The sequence below is a fragment of the Micromonospora sp. NBRC 101691 genome, from assembly GCF_030269285.1.
Classification (GTDB): Bacteria; Actinomycetota; Actinomycetes; order Mycobacteriales; family Micromonosporaceae; genus Micromonospora; species Micromonospora echinospora.
Genome location: NZ_BSTB01000013.1, coordinates 71,584 through 89,866, shown reverse-complemented (window position 1 = coordinate 89,866; position 18,283 = coordinate 71,584). Strand labels below are relative to the sequence as shown.

The window sequence follows — 18,283 nt, the reverse complement described above, 5'->3', positions numbered from 1 at the left end:
GCGTCGTCAGGCGCGGGGCAGTCGGGGGATGGCCGGGATGGTCGGCGCGGCGGGTTCCTCGGTGGGGGCCACGGCGCGCTGCTCCTCGATCCGGGCCGCCAGGCCCGCCACGGTGGGTGTCTCGAAGAGGCTGCGCATCGGCAGGCGGACCCCGGTGGCCGTGCGCATCGCCGCGATGAGCTGCACCGCGACCAGCGAGTTGCCGCCGAGGGCAAAGAAGTCGTCGTCCACGCCGACGAAGTCCACGCCCAGGTTGTCCCGCCAGACGGAGGCGATGACCGCCTCCAGTTCGGTGCGGGGCGGGGTGGACGTGCCGGCGACGGTGGTGGACGCCGGGGTCGTCGGCTCCGCCTCGTCGACGAGGCTGCCGGTGGTCACCCGGGCGGCCCGCCGCCGGATGTCGGCGACCGTGCGCGTGGCGATGACCACCTGAGCGCCGAGACCGGCGGCAAGGCTGCGGCGGAACGCCTCGGCCCCGTCGACCGGACGGATGTCCTCGGTCGCGCCGACGGCCGGCCCGGCGGCCGTCGGCACCGGCGTGGCGAGCCCACCGGTGACCGCGTCCTGGTCCACCCGACGCAGCACGAAGTCGCTGATCGCGACGATCTCCCGCCCGTCGGGATCGACCAGGGAGAGGTCGGCGGCGACCACCTCGTCGGTGTCGCCGTCGCGGTAGCGCAGGTGGCTCGCGAAGGTGGCCGGCAGCGGGCCGCGCACCACGATCCGCCCGTACGACAGCGGCAGGTAGGTGCCGGAGCCCCGGCCCCGCCCGAACGCGGTCGCCACGTCCAGCAGCGCCGGGTGCAGCCCCCAGGCGGACAGGTCGTCCCGGGCCGCCGCCGGGGCCTCGATCCGGGCCAGTTCCTCGCCGACGCCGAGGTGATGCTCGCGCAGCGAGTGCCAGCGGGGACCGAAGGTGAGCATGCTGGTGCGGCCGCGACCGAAGGACGAGTCGTCGTCGATCCGCCGGCCGGCGGCCGTCACCGTGGCCAGGTCCTTCGGCGGCGGCGCGGGCTCGGTGGTCCACCCGGCCGAGCCCCGCACGTGGGTGCGCGACTCACCGGCGGCGAGGCTGCGGACCGCGAAGTCCACCCCCTCGTCGGTGCCGGTCAGCTCGACCCGGTACTGCGCGACCGTGCCGTCGGGCACCCGGAACGGCTCCAGGAAGACCACGTCCCGCAACTCCACCAGGGCGTCGTCACCCGGAGCGGGCAGCGCGGCGACCACGGCGGCGCGGAGCGACTCCAGGTGGGCGGTGCCGGGCACCACCGGCACCCCGCCGATCCGGTGCTCGTCGAGCAGCCAGTGGGTGCCGGCGGAGACCAGACCGTGCAGCACGGTCTCCGTCGCCCCGGTGACCCGGGTGGTGAGCACCGGGTGGTCGACCGGGCTGGTGACCGTCTCGCGGGCCACCGCCCGGAACCCGGCCGGAGCGTTCGTCTCGACGGCCATGCCGACCTCGGCCCAACCGCCCCAGTTCTGCGACAGCACCGGCGCGCGCCAGCCCAGCCCGGACCGGGCGTACGCGTCCAGGGCGTTGTTGGCCGCGCAGTAGTCGACCTGGCCGAAGCCGCCGACCACGGCGGTGATCGACGAGCAGAGCACCACGAAGTCCAGCGGCAGGTCACCGAAGACCTGGGCCAGGGCGAGCGTGCCGGCGACCTTCGGGGCGAGCACCCGCTCGGCCTCGGCCCGCTCCTTGACCTCGGCCATGCCCCCGCCGGGCAGGCCGGCGGCGTGCACGATGCCGTCGATCCCGCCGTACGCCTCCTCGGCGGCGGCGCGGACCCGGCGCAGGTCGGCCGGGTCGGTGACGTCGGCGGCGAGGACGAGCACCTGCGCGCCGGCCGCCTCCATCCGGCGGATCGCGGCGATCGCCCGGCCGGCCCGGTCGTCGCCGTGCACGGCGAGGTGGTCGTCCCACGCCTCACGCGGCGGCAGGCCGGAGCGGGCCAGCAGCACCAGCTTCGCGCGGGCGCGGCGGGCGAGGTCCTCGGCCAGGGTGATGCCGATGCCGCCCAGGCCACCGGTGATGACGTACCGGCCGCCGTCGCGCAGCGCCGGGCCGGCCCCGTCGCCCGGTGCTCCGGTGGACGCCGCTTCGGCGTCGAGGGTGACCTGCTCGTAGTCGGTGACCCAGCGCCGGTTGCCGCGCAGCGCCACCTCGGTGACCGCGCCGGTCGGGCGACGCAGCTCGGCGGCGAGCGCGGTGGCGTCGGTGGCCGCCGGGTCCGCGTCGACGAGCCGGACGGTCAGGCCGGGCAGCTCGACCGGGAGGACCCGGGCCAGACCGACCAGGGTGGCGTGCTCGGGGCGGGTCAGGTCGGGGCCGGTCACGTCGCCGATGCCGGCGGTGACCAGCTCGAGGGTGCGGGGTTGCTCCTCGCTGGTCGAGCCGGCCCCGGCGAGCGCCTGCACCAGGTGCAGGGCGTCGAAGAAGCCCCGGTCCAGGGCGGCGGCGGTGGCGTCGAGGTCGGTGCCGGTCGGCGCGCCGTCCAGGGTGAACGCGTGGACGAGACGGCCGGGCAGGTCCGCGCCGAGCGCGGCGACCAGCGCGTCGTGGTCGGCGCGGACGCCGGGACGCAGCCGGAACCCGTCGGCGGTGGCGGCGAAGTCGTCCCCGGCGCGCACCACGACCGGGTCGGACCCGTCGGCGCGCAGCGCCGCGAGCAGCGCCTCCCCGCGCGGGCCGTCGACCAGCACCAGGCAGCGGCCGAGCGGGACGCGGCGCGGTTCCGGCGCGGCCTGCCGCCACACCGGCACGGCGAACCACTCCGGCAGCGGCCGGGGGCCGGTCGGCTCCGCCTCGGCGGCCGGCGCCACCGGGTCGGGGTCGATCCAGTACCGCTTCCGCTCGAACGGGTACGTCGGCAGCGGCACCCGCCGGGCGGCGGGGTCCACGTCGAGGCGCACCCCGACGCCGGTGCACCAGAGCGCGCCGGCGGTGGCGAGGAAGGTGGCCAGGTCGCCGGTGTCCTCGGTCGGTCCGGGCAGGCTGCCCAGCGGGGTGAGCACCCGCTGCTCCGGCGACGCCTTGGCGACCTGCATCCGGGCCAGGTTCGCCAACTGCTTCCCCGGACCGCACTCCACCAGCGACCAGACGCCCTCGGCGAGCAGGGTGGCCACGCAGGCGCCGAAGCGGACCGGCTGGCGCAGGTGCGCCGCCCAGTACGCCGGGTCGGTGGCCTGCGCGTCGGTGATCCAGGTGCCGGTGACGTTGGAGAGGAACGGCACGGTCGGCTTCCGCAGCGCCACGGTGGCCATCAACGCGGTGAACTCGGCGAGGATGGGCTCCGTCATCGGCGAGTGGAAGGCGTGCGAGGTGCGCAGCGGCTTGCACTTGCCCCGGCGGGTCTCGGCGTACGCGGCGACCGCGTCGACCGGCCCGGCCACCACGCAGGTGCCCGGACCGTTGACGGTGGCGATCGCCAGCCCGTCGGGGAGGGAGTCGGCGACCACCGACTCGTCCAGGCTGACCGCGAGCATCGCCCCGGCCGGCAGCGACTGCATCAGCCGGCCCCGGGCGGCGACCACGCGCAGCGCGTCGGGGAGGGTGAGCACCCCGGCCACGGTGGCGGCGACGTACTCGCCGATGGAGTGACCGATCATCGCCGCCGGCCGGACCCCGGCGCGCTGCCAGTGCGTCGCCAGGGCGTACTCGACGACGAACAGGGCCGGCTGGGTGTAGCGGGTCTCGGTGAGTTTCGCCGCCGCGTCCTCGAGCCGGCCGAGGATCAGGTCACGCAGGTCCAGGCCCAGTTCGGGGCGGAGCATCTCGGCGCACTCGTCCACGGTGGCGGCGAAGGCCGGCTCCTCGGCGTAGAGCTGCGCGCCCATGCCCGCGTACTGCGAGCCCTGGCCGGAGAAGAGGAACGCCACCCGGGGCGTCGCGCCCTCGGCCACGCCGCCGTGGCGGCGGCGGGGGGTGCGCAGGGCGGTCACCGCGTCGGGCAGGTCGGTGGCGACCACGGTGGCCCGGTGCGGGTGGTCCTGCCGGCCGACCCGCAGGGTGTGCGCGACGTCGGCGAGCAGTTCCGGGCCGCCGTCGGTGGTCCGCGCCAGGTGGTCGGCGAGCCGGGCGAGGGCGGTGTCCAGCGCGGTCGGGGTCTTCGCCGACACGTGCAGCAGGTGGGCCGGACGGGTCCGCCGGTCGGCCCGGCGCGCCGCCGGGGCCTCCTGGAGCACCACGTGCGCGTTGGTGCCGCCGATGCCGAACGAGCTGACCCCGGCCCGGCGCGGGCCGGCGTCGTCGTCCCACTTGGTGAGCGTGTTGGTGACGTAGAACGGCGTGTCGGCGAAGTCGATCGCCGGGTTCGGGGTCTCGTAGTTGATGGTCGGCGGGATCAGCCCGTGTTCCATCGCCAGCACCGTTTTGATCACGCTGACGATGCCGGAGGGCTGGCTGAGGTGGCCGATGTTGGACTTCACCGAGCCGATGCCGCACCAGCCGCGCTCGTCGGTGTCCCGGCCGTAGACGGCGGAGAGGGCGGCGACCTCGATCGGGTCGCCCATCGCGGTCCCGGTGCCGTGCGCCTCGACGTAGCTGATGGTGCGCGGGTCGACGCCGGCCAGCGCGACCGCCTGGGCGACGGCCTCCATCTGCCCGTCCACGCTGGGCGCGGTGAAGCCGACCTTGCCGGCCCCGTCGTTGTTGATCGCGTTGCCGAGGACCACCGCGCGGATGGTGTCGCCGTCGGCGACCGCGTCGGAGAGACGCTTGAGGACGGTGACCCCGACCCCGCTGCCCCACACCGTCCCGTTGGCCTCGGCGTCGAACGGCCGGCACCGCCCGTCCGGCGAGGTGAAGCCCTCCATGCCCAGGAAGCCGACGCCGTGCGGCAGCTCGACGTTGACCCCGCCGGCCAGGGCGGTGTCGCACTCGCCGTTGCGCAGCGACTCGCAGGCCAGGTGGAACGCGACCAGCGAGGTGGAGCAGGCGGTGTGCACGGTCAGGCTCGGCCCGCGCAGGTCCAGCCGGTACGACACGTTCGTCGCCACGTAGTTCGGCGAGTTGCCGGTGGCCACCGAGACCGTCGAGTGCACCGCCCCGCCGACCCGCTTGTTCTGGGACACGTGCCGTTGCAGGTAGAGGTTGCCGCCGGTGCCGGCGTACACGCCGATCGTGCCGTCGTAGCGGGCCGGGTCGTAGCCGGCGTCCTGCAACGCGGTGTAGCAGGACTCCAGGAAGATCCGGTGCTGCGGGTCGGTGAGCTCGGTCTCCCGGGCGGTCATGCCGAACAGTCCGGCGTCGAACTCGTCGAACGCCTCCAGCACCGGGGCCTTGTGCACCCAGCTCGGGTCGTCGACCTCCTCGACGGTCGCGCCCCGGGCGAGCTGCTCCTCGCGGGTGAAGGTCGTCACCGACTCCACCCCGTCGACCAGGTTGCGCCAGAACTCGTGCACGTCGGCCGCGCCGGGCAGGCGGGCGGCCAGGCCGACGATCGCGATCGGTTCGACGCCGTCGTCCTCGCCGGGAAGTGCGGGTGTAAGCGGGTTGTCCATGGGTTCCTTCATTCCGCGGCGCCGCCGGGGCGGCGGGGTGGGATTCGACGGGTACGACTGCGTCGGGCGGCCGCGCGGAGCGCGGCCCGGGCCAGCTCGGGCCGGTCCACGGCGCCGTCGAGGTGGGCGGCGAGCGCCCGGACGGTGGGGTGCCGGAAGAGGTCGAGCAGCGCCAGGGAACGTCCGGTGGCGGCGGTCAGCCGGGCGTGCACGGCGGCCAGGGCGAGCGAGTGCCCGCCGATGTCGAAGAAGTTGTCGGTCACCCCGACCCGGTCGCGTTCCAGCACCTCCCGCCAGACCCCGGCGATTAGCTCCTCGGTGTCGGTCAGCGCGTCCGGCCCGGCGGGCAGCAGCCCACGCGACGGCTCACCGGCGGCCACGGTCATCGCGCCGAGCCGGGCCACCCGGACGGTCGGCCGGGGCAGGTCGACGGCGACCGTGTCGACCGGTTCGTGCCCGGCGGCGGCCAGCGCGCCGACCAGGTCGGCCAGGTCGGCCAGGAGCGCGTCGACCCGCCCGGCGTCGAACAGGTCCGGGTTGTACACCAGTTCGACGCCGAACCGCCCGTTCCGCTCCACCACGTAGACGGTGACGTCGAACGGGGAGCCGGGCTTGTCCACCCGCACCGGTTCGCCGGTCAGCCCGGCCAGCGTCAGCCGGGGCTCGGCGAAGTTGAGCACGTTGAACAGCACCTGCACCAGCGGGGCGTGGGAGGTGTCCCGGGTGATGCCGAGCGCCTCGACGATCCGGTCCAGCGGCGCGCCGGAGTGGGCGGTGGCCTCGTGCAGCTCGGTCGCGCAGCGGTCGACCAGCGCGGCGAAGTCGGCCCCGCCGCCGGTGCGGACCCGGACCGGCACGGTGTCGATCAGGAAGCCGATCACGTCGTCGAAGGCGGCCAGCCGCCGGTCGGCGACCACCGCGCCGAGGACGTGGTCGTCGCCGCCGGTGAGCCGGCCGAGCAGGACGCCGAAGCCGGCCAGCAGCACCGCCGCGCTGGTGGTGCCCCGGGCCGCGGCGAGCGCCCGAACCGCCCGGTCCGCCTCGGCGGAGAGGGTCACCCCGGCCTCCGCGCCCAGGTAGGTCTGCACCGCCGGGCGGGGCCGGTCCCGGGGCAGCTCCAGCAGGGTCGGCGCGTCCCGCAGGTGCGCGGTCCACCAGGCCACGTCGGCCGCGCCGCGCCGCCGGTCCCGCTCGACCCGCCAGACCGCGTAGTCGGCGTACGAGACGGCCAGCGCCGGCAGGGCGGGCACCGTACCGGCGACCGCCTGGGCGTACGCGGCGGCGAGGTCGTCGTAGAGCACCGCCTCGGACCAGCCGTCGAAGACCGAGTGGTGCAGGGTGATCGCCACGACGTGCTCCCGCTCGCCGAGGCGGTACACGGTGACCTGCCAGGACGGGCCGGTGGCCAGGTCGAAGGAGTGCGCGGCCCCGGCGGCGAGCATGGTGCGCAGCTCCGCCTCGGGGTCGGCGGCCCCGGTCAGGTCGACCACCGGCACCGCCACGTCGGTCGGTTCGGCGCAGACCGCGTACGGCACCCCGGCGGTCTGGAGGATCCGCCAGCGCAGCACGTCGTGCCGCTCGGCGACCGCCCGCAGCGCCGCCCCCAGCGCGGTGGTGTCCAGCGCGCCGTGCAGCCGCTGCGCCAGCGCGATGTTGTACGGCGCGCTGGACGAGGCGATCTGGTCGACGAACCAGAGCCGCCGCTGCGGCGCGGACAGCGTCGGCGGGTTGCCGGTGGTCAGCCCGTCGGACTCGGCCGGGGCGGCGGCGCGGACCGCGTCGACCAGTCCGGCGAAGGTGCGGGCGGCGATGACGTCCCGGGCGTCGACCTGCCGGCCCGGCTCGGCGCGGAGCGCGGCGACCAGACGCATCGCGGCGACCGAGTTGCCACCGGCGGCGAGGAAGTCGGTGTCCGGGGCGGGGGCCGCGCCGAGCAGTCGGGCCCAGAGCCGGGCCACCGCCGCCTCGACCGGGTCGGCGGAGGAGAGCACCCCGTCGGCGGCCGGGGCGGGACGGCTGGCGGCGGCCGCCTCGCGCAGGGCGGCCCGGTCGAGCTTGCCGGTGGTCGGGCTGACCGGCAGCGCGGGCAGCCGCAGCAGCCGGGCCGGCCGCATGGCCGGGGTGAGCCGGTCGGCGGTCCAGTCCCGGATCTCCTCGTCGCCGGGGGCGTCGGCGGGGGTGAGGAAGGCGACCAGCTCGGTGCCGGTCGGGCCGTCGACGGCCTCCACCGCCGCCCGGTCGACCGCCGGGTGGCCGGCGAGCACCGCCTCGACCTCGCCCAGCTCGACGCGCTGCCCCCGGACCTTCACCTGGCGGTCGGTCCGGCCCAGGTAGGCCAGCCGGCCGTCCGGGCCCTGCCGGACCAGGTCGCCGGTGCGGTAGAGCCGCTCGCCGGGCAGGCCGGAGAAGGGATCGGGGACGAAGGCCGCCGCGGTCAGCGCGGGCCGGTCGAGGTAGCCGTCGGCCAGGCCGGGGCCGCCGACGACCAGTTCCCCGCTCTCCCCCGGCGCGACCGGACGCAGGTCGGCGTCGACCACGTACACCCGGTGGTTGGGCAGCGGCAGGCCGATCGGCACCGGGTCGGTCTCGTCGCCGGTGAGGTCGCCGGCCACCACCGCGACGGTCGCCTCGGTCGGTCCGTAGGCGTTGACGAACCGCCGACCGGGGGCCCAGCGGGCGGCCAGCTCGGCCGGGACCGCCTCGGCGCCGCAGAGCACCGTCCGCCAACCGGGCAGGGCGGCCGGGTCGAGCAGGGCGAGCACGGTCGGGGTGAGCAGTCCCCAGGTCACGTCGTGCGCGGCGGCGAAGCGCTGCAACCGGAGCGGGTCGGCCCGGTCGTCCGATCCGGCGAGCTGCACCGCGCCGCCGTGCGCCAGCGGCACGAAGAGGTCGATGACGGCCGCGTCGAAGCTGAGCGCGGCGCTGGCCAGGCTCCGGGTGCCGGCGTCGACGCCGGTGCGCGCCGCCCAGGCGGTGACGAACTCGACCAGGCCCCGGTGGGTGACCCGGACCCCCTTGGGGCGACCGGTGGACCCGGAGGTGAACAGCACGTACGCGGTGTCGCCGGGACGCGCCGGGCAGGGCGTGAGCGGGGCCGGGCCGGACAGTCCGAGGGCCGCCACCCCGGCGACGTCCCCGAACTCCGCCTCGGCGGCGTCGCCGACCACGATCCGCACGCCCGCGTCCCGGGCGATCTCCCGCAGCCGCGCGCGCGGGCCACCGGGGTCCAGCGGCACGTACGCCGCGCCGGCCAGCAGCACGCCGAGGACGGTGACCACCAGATCGGGACGGCGGGTGGCGCACACGCCCACCCGGCTGCCGGGACCCGCGCCCCGCTCCCGCAGCGCGGCGGCCACCCCGGCGGCCCGTTCCACCAGGTCGCGGTAGGTGAGCCGGTCGTCCCACTGGCGGACCGCGGTGGCGTCGGGGGTCCGGGCGGCCTGCTCCCGGACCAGGTCGGCGAAGGTCGCGTCCGGCCAGGGAAGTTCGGGTCCGTGGGCGGCGGCCGGGTGCGGGGTGGGGGTCATCGGTGGGCTCCGGATCCGGTGGGGAGGGCTTCGCCGTCGACGACGTGCAGCCGCAACTCGCTGAAGTAGCGCCGGCCGGCGTGGTCGGGCACCCAGGCCTGCTCGGGGGTGGGCAGCATCTCGGTGAGGGTCACCGAGACCGTGTCCCCGCCCTGGCTCCGGGCGGTCCGCAGCATCGAGCAGAACGCCGAGGCGTAGAACGGGCTGCTCAGGTCGAGGAAGCAGGGCTTGGTCTCGGTGGCGAGCTTCACGTACACCTGCTCGGGCAGGCCCAGCTCGCGCCGCCACCGCCGGACGGCGAGGAACCGCTCGCGTTCGCCGGTGACGTCGGCCAGGCCGGTCCCGCCCAGCGTGGTCCGCCAGGTCTCCCGGGCCACCACCAGCCGGTCCAGGGTGATCCGGGGCGTGTGCGGGGCGGCGGCGACCAGCTTGAACCCGTCGACGGCGTGCATGGTGAGCGGGCCGGCGAAGATCTCGTCGAGGGTCCACGTCCGCCCGTCGGGGCCGACCGCGACCAACTCCCCGTCGCGGTCGGCGACGGTCAGGTCCACGGTGGGCAGCACCCGGTCCGGGTCGGCCCCGGCGGCCGGGGCGAAGGCCAACTGCCGGTCGGCGGGGCCGACCAGGCTCTCCGCGACCCGGCTGGTCCGGCGCGGCCACTCGTCCGGCACCAGCAGCCGGACCCGGCGGCCACCCAGGTCCTCGTCGAGGGCAGCGCGCAGCCGCGCCACGTCCGGATGGGACGGGGTGAACACCTCGCAGTCGAACGACGCCCAGGCGGCGTGCAGCTCGCCCAGGACCACGGTGTACTCGCCCCGGGCCAGCGCCTCGGCGTCCCGCGCGCAGATCTGCAGGTCAGGGCTGTGCAGCCGGGCGTTCGCCCAGGTGGGCGGGGCAGCCGGAAAGACCTCGGCGACCCGGTCGGCGAGCCCGGCCACCCCGACGTCGAGCCGGCGGGTGCCGGCCGGCAACGCGTCCAGCCCGAACAGCCCGGCCCAGCGGCGGGCGAACTCGGCGGCCACCGCGTCGACCGGGCGGTCCCCGGTGCCCCAGAACAGCCCCTGGGCGAGGAACCACAGGTCGGCCAGGGACACCTCGCCGCCGCGCGCGTCGGCGCGCAGCTCGTCGTAGAGCTGGCGGAACGCGTCGGCGTACGCCCGCCGCAGCGCCTCGACCAGCCACCGGGCCGCCTGGAGCAGCACGGCCATCGGCGCGGCGATCTCCCGCAGCATCGGGCCGCCGACCACGACGTCGAGGTCCCGGCTGGTGTCCTCGTAGCAGAGGGTGCGGCCGGCGTACATCTGCCCGTCCCGGCGGCGGGGCGGCTGCCCGGTCAGCTCGGTGAAGAGGGCGTCCAGCCCGGCCAGCGCGTCCCGGAGCCGGTCCGGGTCGCCGGCCGCGGCGGCCACCGCCTCCCGGGCGGCGCGCAGCCGGTCCAGGCCGGCGCGGGCGCGGGCACGCACCGGCTCGTCGCCGATCGCGTCGATCCGCACGCCGAGCACCCGTTCCGCGTCCGGGCTGACCGGCAGCAGCGCGTCCCAGGTGATCAGCTCCCGGTCGACGAAGCGCTCCAGCAGGGCGTAGCCGTCGTCGGGGCGACGCAGCCCGAGGTCGGGGTCGGCGACCACGTGCGCGGCGGGACGGCGGCCGTCGCAGGCGGCCAGCAGCGCCGCCTCCACGGTGGAGAGTTCCAGCGGCGGGCGGCCCGGCCGGCGCACCGTCCGGCCGTCCAGGCCGAGGTGGGCGGCGAGCATCGGCGGCCACCAGCGGCGTACGGCCGGGTCCCGGCCGAGCGCGTCGGCGTACGCGGCCACCGCCCAGGACTCGAAGGCCACCCAGCGGCGGCGGGTCAACCGCCCACCGGGCCGCGCGGTCAGCGGCGTCGCGGCGTCCGGGTCGACGGTCACCCAGCAGCTCGGTCCGAAGAACCCGACCGTCTCGTTCTTGCCGCAGTAGCGCTGCCAGTAGCGCAGCAACGCCTTCTCCCGGTCCCGGCGGCGGACGTTGCGGGGGGCGTCCGGCCCGGCCGCGACCAGCCCGTCGAGCGCGGTGAGGACGTTCGGGTTCTGCCAGGTGACCGCCTCGCGCAGCAGCGGGTCGGCGGCGATCCGCCGCAGCGTCTCGCCACCGTCGCGCAGCGCCTCGGCGAACGCGGTGTCGAACGGGTCGGCGGGACCGCCGTCGAGCAGCTCGTCGGCGGCGGCGGCGGCCTTCGGGGCGGCGAGCGCGGTCAACCCGTCGGCCGGGAACCCGGTGGTCCGCAGCAGCGCGTCCCGCCAGACCGACCAGTGCGTGTCGCCCAGCGGCACCCGGTGCCCGCCCGGCCCGGACGGGACGCCCGCACCCGTCGGTGTCACCGGGGCGGCGGGCTCCGGCGGCGGGGTGGCCGCCGCGTCGAGCAGGTCGGCCCGGATCACGGCCAGCACGTCGGCGAGCCGGTCGTGCAGGAAGAAGTGCCCGCCGTCGATGTCGTGCAGGACGAAGCCGGCGGCGGTGTGCCGCTCCCACGCCGCGCTCTGCTCCCGGGTCACCGCCAGGTCGGTACGGCCGCTGAACGCCACGATCGGCACCGGCAGCGGCTCCTCGGGGGTGTACCGGTAGGTGTCCACCCGGCTGAAGTCGGCCCGCAGCAGCGGCAGCAGCAGCTCGACCAGCTCCGGGTGTTCGAGGATCTCCTCGGGCAGACCGCCGCCGGCGCGGAGCCGGGCCAGCAGTTCCTCGTCGTCGACGCGGGAGAGCCCGTCGAAGTGGCTGGTGTCGGTGACGTGCGGGGCGCGGGCGCCCCCGACGTAGAGCCGTACCGGCAGCGGCCGGCCGGCGCGGCGCAGCTCCCGCACCACGTCGAAGCCGAGCCGGCCGCCCATCGAGTGGCCGTAGATGGCGTACGGCCGGTCGGCCCGCGCGGCGATGGCCTCGGCGACCTCCGCGACGGCGAAGTCCGGGTCCTCGGCGATCCGCGCCTCCCGGCCGGGCAGCTGCACCGGCTGGACCTCGACGTCGGCGCCGATGGCGTCCCGCCAGCGGCGGAACGCGCTGGCCCCGGCCCCGGCGTAGGGCAGGCAGAACAGTTGCACCGACGCGTGGGGACGACGTCCGGTGGAGGCGAACCAGGTCACCGCTGGCCTTTCTGAGGAGGGTCGATCCAGTACCGGTGCCGCTGGAACGGGTAGGTGGGCAGGCCGGTGCGCCGGCCGCCGCCGTCGGGGTGCAGCGCCGCCCAGTCGGCGTCCCCGCCGGCCAGCCACCCGGCGGTCCGCTCCCGCAGGTCCGCCGGGACTCCGGCCACCCGCTCCCCGGTGGCGAGCAGGTCGTCCAGCGCGGCCACCGCGCCGGCCGGGTCGGTCGCCGCGACCAGCGCCCGGCAGCCGAACGCCCGCCGCCCGGTGGCCAGCGTCCAGGCCACGTCCGCCAGCGGCGTGGCGCTGCCCGCCAGGTGGGTCCGCAGCCGGGTGAGCGCCGCGCGCAGCGCCTCGGGGGTACGCGCCGACACCGGCAGCAGGTACGTCCCGTCCGACGGTTCGGCCGGCTCGTCCGGCGGCGGCTGTTCCACCACGACGTGCGCGTTGGTGCCGCCGAGGCCGAACGAGCTGACCCCGGCCACCCGGCGCGGGGCCTGCGGCCAGTCGCGCGCCTTGGTCGGCACGTAGAACGGGCCCTCGGTCAGGTCGATCTCCGGGTGCGGACGGGTGAAGTGCAGGTTCGGCGGGACGACCCCGTGCTGCACGGCGAGCACCGCCTTGATCAGCGAGGCGATGCCGGCCCCGGCGTCCAGGTGGCCGATGTTGGTCTTGACCGAGCCGAGCGCGCAGGTCTCGGCGGGCGCGGCGCCGGCGTAGACCTCGTGCAGCGCGGCCACCTCGATGGCGTCGCCCAGCGGGGTGCCGCTGCCGTGCGCCTCGACGAGACGGACCTCCCCGGGGTCGACCTCGGCGGCGGCGAGGGCGCCGGCCACGGCGGCGGCCTGCCCGGCCGGTCCGGGCACGGCGAACCCGGCCCGGTCCGCCCCGTCGTTGGTGACCGCCCAGCCGGGCAGGATCGCGTAGATCCGGTCCCCGTCGGCCTGGGCGTCGGCCAGCCGGCGCAGCACGACCACGCCGGCGCCGGAGCCGAACCCGGAGCCGGCGGCGGCCTCGTCGAACGCCCGGCACCGGCCGTCCGGGGAGGCCAGCCCGCCGGAGCGGTGGCGCGGCCAGGTGACGTTGACCCCGCCGGCCAGGGCGATGTCGCACTGGTAGTCGGCGAGGCTCTGCGCGGCGACGCAGACCGCCACCAGCGAGCTGGAGCAGGCGCTCTGGGTGGCCACCGCCGGCCCGGTCAGCCCCAGCCGGTACGCGACCTGCCCGGGCAGGTGGTCGGTGAGCTGCCGGCCGACCAGCCGGGCCTCCCAGTCGTCCGGGTCGACGTCGCCGACCACGGCCGGGTTGTCCATCAGGTGGAAGAGGAAGTAGCGGTTCGCGGAGGTGGCCGCGTACACGCCGATCAGGCCGGGGAACCGTTCCGGGTCGCACCCGGCGTCCTCCAGGGCCTCCCAGGCGGTCTCCAGGAAGATCCGGTGCTGCGGGTCGGTGCGGGCCGCCTCGTCGGGGCCGAAGGAGAAGAAGTCGGCGTCGAACTCGTCCACCCCGGTCAGCCGCCCGGTGGCCCGCACGTGCCGGGGGTCGGCGCGCAGCCGGGGGCCGATGCCGAGCGCGGCCAGCTCGTCGTCGGTGTGGTCGTGGACGGCGTCCACCCCGGCGCAGATGTTCCACCAGAACGTGGCGACGTCGGGCGCGCCGGGGAACCGGCCGGCCAGACCGACCACGGCGATCTCGTCGCCGGTGTGTTCCCGGACGCCGGCCGGTGGCGCGGACGGGGTGGGCAGGGCGGCGGCCCGGACCGGGGACGGGGCGTCCAGCAGCCGGGCCTGCGCGGCCACCGTGGGGTGCGCGAACAGCCGGGGCATGGGCAGTCGCACGCCGAAGCGTTCGGCCAGCCGCTCCTGCACCAGTCCGAGCAGGAGGGACTGCCCGCCCAGGTCGAAGAAGCTGGCGGTGCGGCCGACCTCGGTCCGGCCGAGCACCGCGCACCAGATGTCGTGCACCGCGTGCTCGGTCGCGGTGGCCGGCTCCTCCCCCGCCGGCACGGCGACCGGCGGGTCGGGCAGCGCGCGTTCGTCGACCTTGCCGGTCACGGTGAGCGGGAACGCGTCGACCACGACGACCGCCCGGGGCAGCGCGTACTCCGGCAGCCGCCGGGCCAGCGCCGCGCGCAGGGCCGCCGGGTCGAGCGGCCCACCGGCCGGGGTGACGTACGCGAGCAGTTCGCCGTCCCGGGCGACGGCGCGGACGGCGGCGACGCCCGGCTGCTCGGCGAGGTGCGCCTCGACCTCGGTCAGCTCGACCCGGTGCCCGCGCACCTTGACCTGCCGGTCCAGCCGGCCGAGGCAGACCAGCTCCCCGCCGGGCAGTCGCTCGCCCAGGTCACCGGTGCGGTACGTGGGCACCCCGTCCGGGTCGACGCCGAACCGGTCGCTGTCGAGGTTGAGGTAGCCGGGCGCCAGGTGCGTGCTGCGGACCTCGATCTCGCCGTCGGCGGTGAGGTCGACGGCGTACCCGGGCAGGGCGTGGCCGACCGGCAGCGGTCCGGTGCGGGCGGCGTCGGCCTCGGCCAGCGGGACCGCGTACCGGGCGGCGAAGGTCATCTCGGTGGCGCCGTAGCCGTTGACCAGCACAGCGTCGGCCGCGAACCGGTCCCGGCCCCGGGTCACGTCGGTCCAGGTGGCCTGCTCGCCGCCGAGCAGCACCACGCGGACGTGGTCGAGCCGGCGGTCACCGAGGGTGTCCAGGAGGAAGCGGTAGACGGTGGGGGTGGAGTGGTAGACGGTCACCCGGTGCCGGAGCAGCTCGTCGACGGCGTGGGCGAGCCCGTGCCGGCGCAACTCCACCGGGACGACCGCCGCGCCGGTGAGCAGCGCCGGCCAGAGGTCCGGGATGGCGGCGTCGAAGCTGAACGAGGCGAGCAGGCTGAGCCGGTCGTCCGGGCCGAGGGCCAGCGTGGTGATCTGGTTGTCCACCACGTGCCGCAGGTTGCGGTGGGTCTGCCCGACGGCCTTGGGCACCCCGGTCGAACCGGAGGTGAACAGCACGTACGCCAGCGCGTCCGGGTCGACCGGGACCGGCGCCAACGGCGCGGCGGCGGGAGCGTCGGCGACCAGCACCCGCGTCCCGGGGCGGGCCTGACTCAACCGGCGCGCGAGTGCTTCCCCGGCGGTGCCGGTGAGGATGGTCCCGACGTCGGCGGCGGCGAGCATGTGCCGCAGCCGGTCCGCGGGGAAACCCGGGTCCAGCGGCACGTACGCGCAGCCGGCGGCGAGGGTGCCGAGCATGGCGGCGATGGTGGGCACGCCGTGCGCGGTGAGCAGGGCGACCCGGTTCCCGGCGGGGACCGTGGCGGCGGTGAGCACGTCGGCGTACCCGCCGGCCATCTCCTGGAGCGCGGCGTACGGCACCGGCCGTTCGCCGAGCACGGCCGGTCGGTCGGGGTGCCGCGCCGCGACGTCGACGAAACGGTGGACGATCGTGGACTGCGGCATGTCAGTGCGCGATGACCGTCCGTGGGCCCACCCGCACGCAGCGTCCGACGCCTGCACTCATCGATCCCCCCAGGATTTCCACAGTAGAGAGCAGCATAGGCCGGGTCGGCCAACCGGGAAGATCATCGATCGAGAGTTGACCCGAAGGTCCGACCCCAGGTCGGACGTCGGACACGAGGAACCGTCCGATCAGCCCTCCAGGCAGGAACCTGTATGGTCCGGAGGGCCACCGGGCGGCCGTCCTCCGGGCGACCGGGGACGGACCGGGAAAACTTCCACCCGGCGGACCGGGGGCCCGCCGCTGTGGCGGCACGGCCGCTTCCGTGGGGGACGCGTCGGCGGCGGCTGCCGCGCCCATCATACGGTCCGTTGTGGAACGACGCCGCCCCGTCGATGTCGGGCGGGTGTCCCGGCGGTCACCGGCGTCCCGGCCGGGTCGGACCGCTACGGTGAGCGCCATGGGCAAGCCGACCCGCTGGGTGACAGAGACCGGACCGGACCACTCCCGTTGGTACGTCGACCGGTTCCGCCAACTCGCCGCCGAGGGGGCGGACCTGGCCGGCGAGGCCCGCCTGCTGGACGCCATGGTCCCGCCCGGCGCACGGATCCTCGACGCCGGCTGCGGCACCGGCCGGGTCGGCGCCGCGCTGGCCGACCGGGGGCACACGGTGGTCGGGGTGGACGCCGACCCGGTGCTGGTCGAGGCGGCCCGGGCGGACCACCCGGGGCCGACCTGGCTGGTCGCCGACCTCGCCGAACTGGACCTGCCCGGCGAACCGTTCGACGCGGCGGTCGTCGCGGGCAACGTGATGGCCTTCGTGGCCCCCGGCACGGAGCGGGACGTGCTCCGCCGGATCGCCGCCCACCTGCGCCCGGACGGGGTGCTGGTGGTCGGGTTCGGCACCGGTCGGGGTTACCCGCTCGCCGACTTCGACGCCGACGCCTCCGCCGCCGGGTTGCGCCGGGAGCACCGGTTCGCCACCTGGGACCTGCGGCCCTGGCGCGCCGATGCCGACTTCGCGGTCACCGTGCTGCGCCGACCCGCCGACTGAGGCACCACCCGGCCGAGGTCGGCCCCCTCGGGACAGACGGCGCCGCCCGCCCGACGTCGGCCCCGCCGGAACGTGCAGCGCCACCCAACCGACGTCACCCCGGACCGACCACGCGGCCCCGCGTGCTCAGGCGGGCGCGGCGACCTGTCGGGCCGCCTCCGGGTCCAGCGGGCTGCCCGCGGGCACCAGGCTGACCAGGCCCGCGGGCAGGCGTACCGGCCGGACGCCGGGGTAGCCCAGCATGCCCAGCACCTCCGTGGAGGCCACCACGTGCCGCCGGCCGAGATCGGTGACCACGGAGACGGCACCACCGGTGGCCCCGGGCGCGGCGACCGACTCGATCACCGCCCCCCGGCCCGGCTCGACCACCACGTGGTCGGCGACCGCACCTGTCACCCCGTCGACGCCGCCACCACCGGGGCGCTCCGGCACGGTCGCGCCGACGCGTACCTCCCGGACGCCACCGTCGTCGCCGACCTGCCCGCAGATCGCGCCCGCCTCGGGCCGGACCAGCCGGGGTGGGCTGGTCGGCGGGGCGGTGGGGCCGACCGGCACCAGGTCGGGCAGCTTCGGCAGGCGGGCGAACCCGCCGAGGGTCAACGGTCGCGGGTCGCCCTGCCCGGTCCGGGCCAGTAGGAGACTCGCCTGCAACTCGGTGATCCCGGCGACCCCGTCCCGGTCGACGACCACGTACTGACGTCCGCCACCGGAGTTTGCCACCAGGTAGACGTCGCCGATGTCGGCGCCGGCGACCGCCCCGGACGGCTCGCCCAGGCCGGGCAGGTCCAGCGGGGCCAGGTCCGGACCGGCCGGCAGGCTGTCCAGCAACGCCGGCGCCACCGGCACCGCCCGCTGCCGGGTCGCGGCCAGCGCGGCCAGCACCCGGTTCACGTCGCGCAACCGGTGCCGGTGCCGGTGCCAGACCAGGTGCAGGCTGCCGTCCGGCGGCCGGAGCAGCACCGCGTCGTCGCCGAGCTGCCGGCCGTCCCGGGCGGTGGCCCCGACCAGAAGCACCGAGCGGGGCGGCGAGGCGTCCCCGCCGGTCACCGAGCAGACCGTCCAGGGCGCGGTGGTCAGCCGGCCGGCGGCCGGCAGCGAGTCCGGCGCGTCGGGAATGCCCAGTGGCAGGCCCCGGGGCACCCCCTCGATCGAGCGACGGGACACCAGCACGGTCTTCGCCCGCTCGGCACCGACGATCAGCAGCGCCGAGGCGTAGTTCGACACCGGGTGGAGCTTCCCGTCCCGGTAGACGAAGCGTGCGCCGGACTCCTTCTCGACCACCACGGCCCGCTCGTCACGCCAGCCGGAGCCCCCGCCGGCGAAGAGGCCGTAGAGCGCGGCCCCACCGAGCGCGATCGCCGCCACCAGCACACTGGCCAGGGTCGCGCCGGCCAACCGGCGGAACGGGGGGACCACCGGATCCGTCTCCCGCATCACCAGGGCGGCGACCGCGCGTTGGACGGTGAACTGGTACGAGTGGAGCTGGTCCTGCCGCGACGGCATGCGGTCCCTTCCCGGTGCTCGGCCGGGTCACAGGATAAGGGGGACGCCGTCACCGCCCGTGGCCGGGACGCGACGCCCGGGCGGGAATAGTGCCACGCCGAACGGGAAGTCGGGGCCGACACCCTGTC

6 protein-coding genes are annotated in these 18,283 nt (G+C 76.6%); 1 reads left to right on the top strand and 5 read right to left on the bottom strand.

The genetic code is table 11. The features are described 5' to 3' along the window. Positions 1-6: 6 nt before the first annotated feature. Genes QSK20_RS20090 through QSK20_RS20075 form a run of 4 tightly spaced genes read right to left on the bottom strand, consistent with a single transcriptional unit; the run spans position 7 to position 15,600 of the window. Entirely contained in the window at positions 7-5,502 is a 5,496-nt protein-coding gene (locus QSK20_RS20090; protein WP_285790134.1) for a type I polyketide synthase, read from the bottom strand. Between the two features lie 8 nt (positions 5,503-5,510). Further along, the gene (locus QSK20_RS20085; RefSeq protein WP_285790133.1) at positions 5,511-9,029 is read right to left on the bottom strand and encodes a non-ribosomal peptide synthetase; all 3,519 of its coding nucleotides are present in this window, start codon (positions 9,027-9,029) and stop codon (positions 5,511-5,513) included. Beyond that, entirely contained in the window at positions 9,026-12,145 is a 3,120-nt protein-coding gene (locus QSK20_RS20080) for a thioesterase domain-containing protein (RefSeq protein ID WP_285790132.1), read from the bottom strand. Before QSK20_RS20080 ends, QSK20_RS20085 begins: the two co-directional genes overlap by 4 nt. Next, positions 12,142-15,600 (bottom strand): beta-ketoacyl synthase N-terminal-like domain-containing protein, encoded by a 3,459-nt coding sequence (locus tag QSK20_RS20075; protein WP_285790131.1) that lies wholly within the window; start codon positions 15,598-15,600, stop codon positions 12,142-12,144. The genes QSK20_RS20080 and QSK20_RS20075 overlap by 4 nt, the downstream gene beginning before the upstream one ends. 458 nt (positions 15,601-16,058) lie before the next feature. Between QSK20_RS20075 and QSK20_RS20070 the strand changes: the two genes are divergently transcribed. Next, on the top strand, positions 16,059-16,652 hold the full coding sequence (locus QSK20_RS20070; protein ID WP_285790130.1) for a class I SAM-dependent methyltransferase: 594 nt from the start codon (positions 16,059-16,061) through the stop codon (positions 16,650-16,652). Positions 16,653-16,778: 126 nt separating this feature from the next. Here QSK20_RS20070 and eccB read toward each other — a convergent pair whose 3' ends face one another. Continuing rightward, positions 16,779-18,155 carry a type VII secretion protein EccB gene (eccB, locus tag QSK20_RS20065; protein ID WP_285790129.1) on the bottom strand — a complete coding sequence of 459 codons (1,377 nt, stop codon included), beginning with the start codon at positions 18,153-18,155 and terminating at the stop codon, positions 16,779-16,781. Positions 18,156-18,283: the final 128 nt, after the last annotated feature.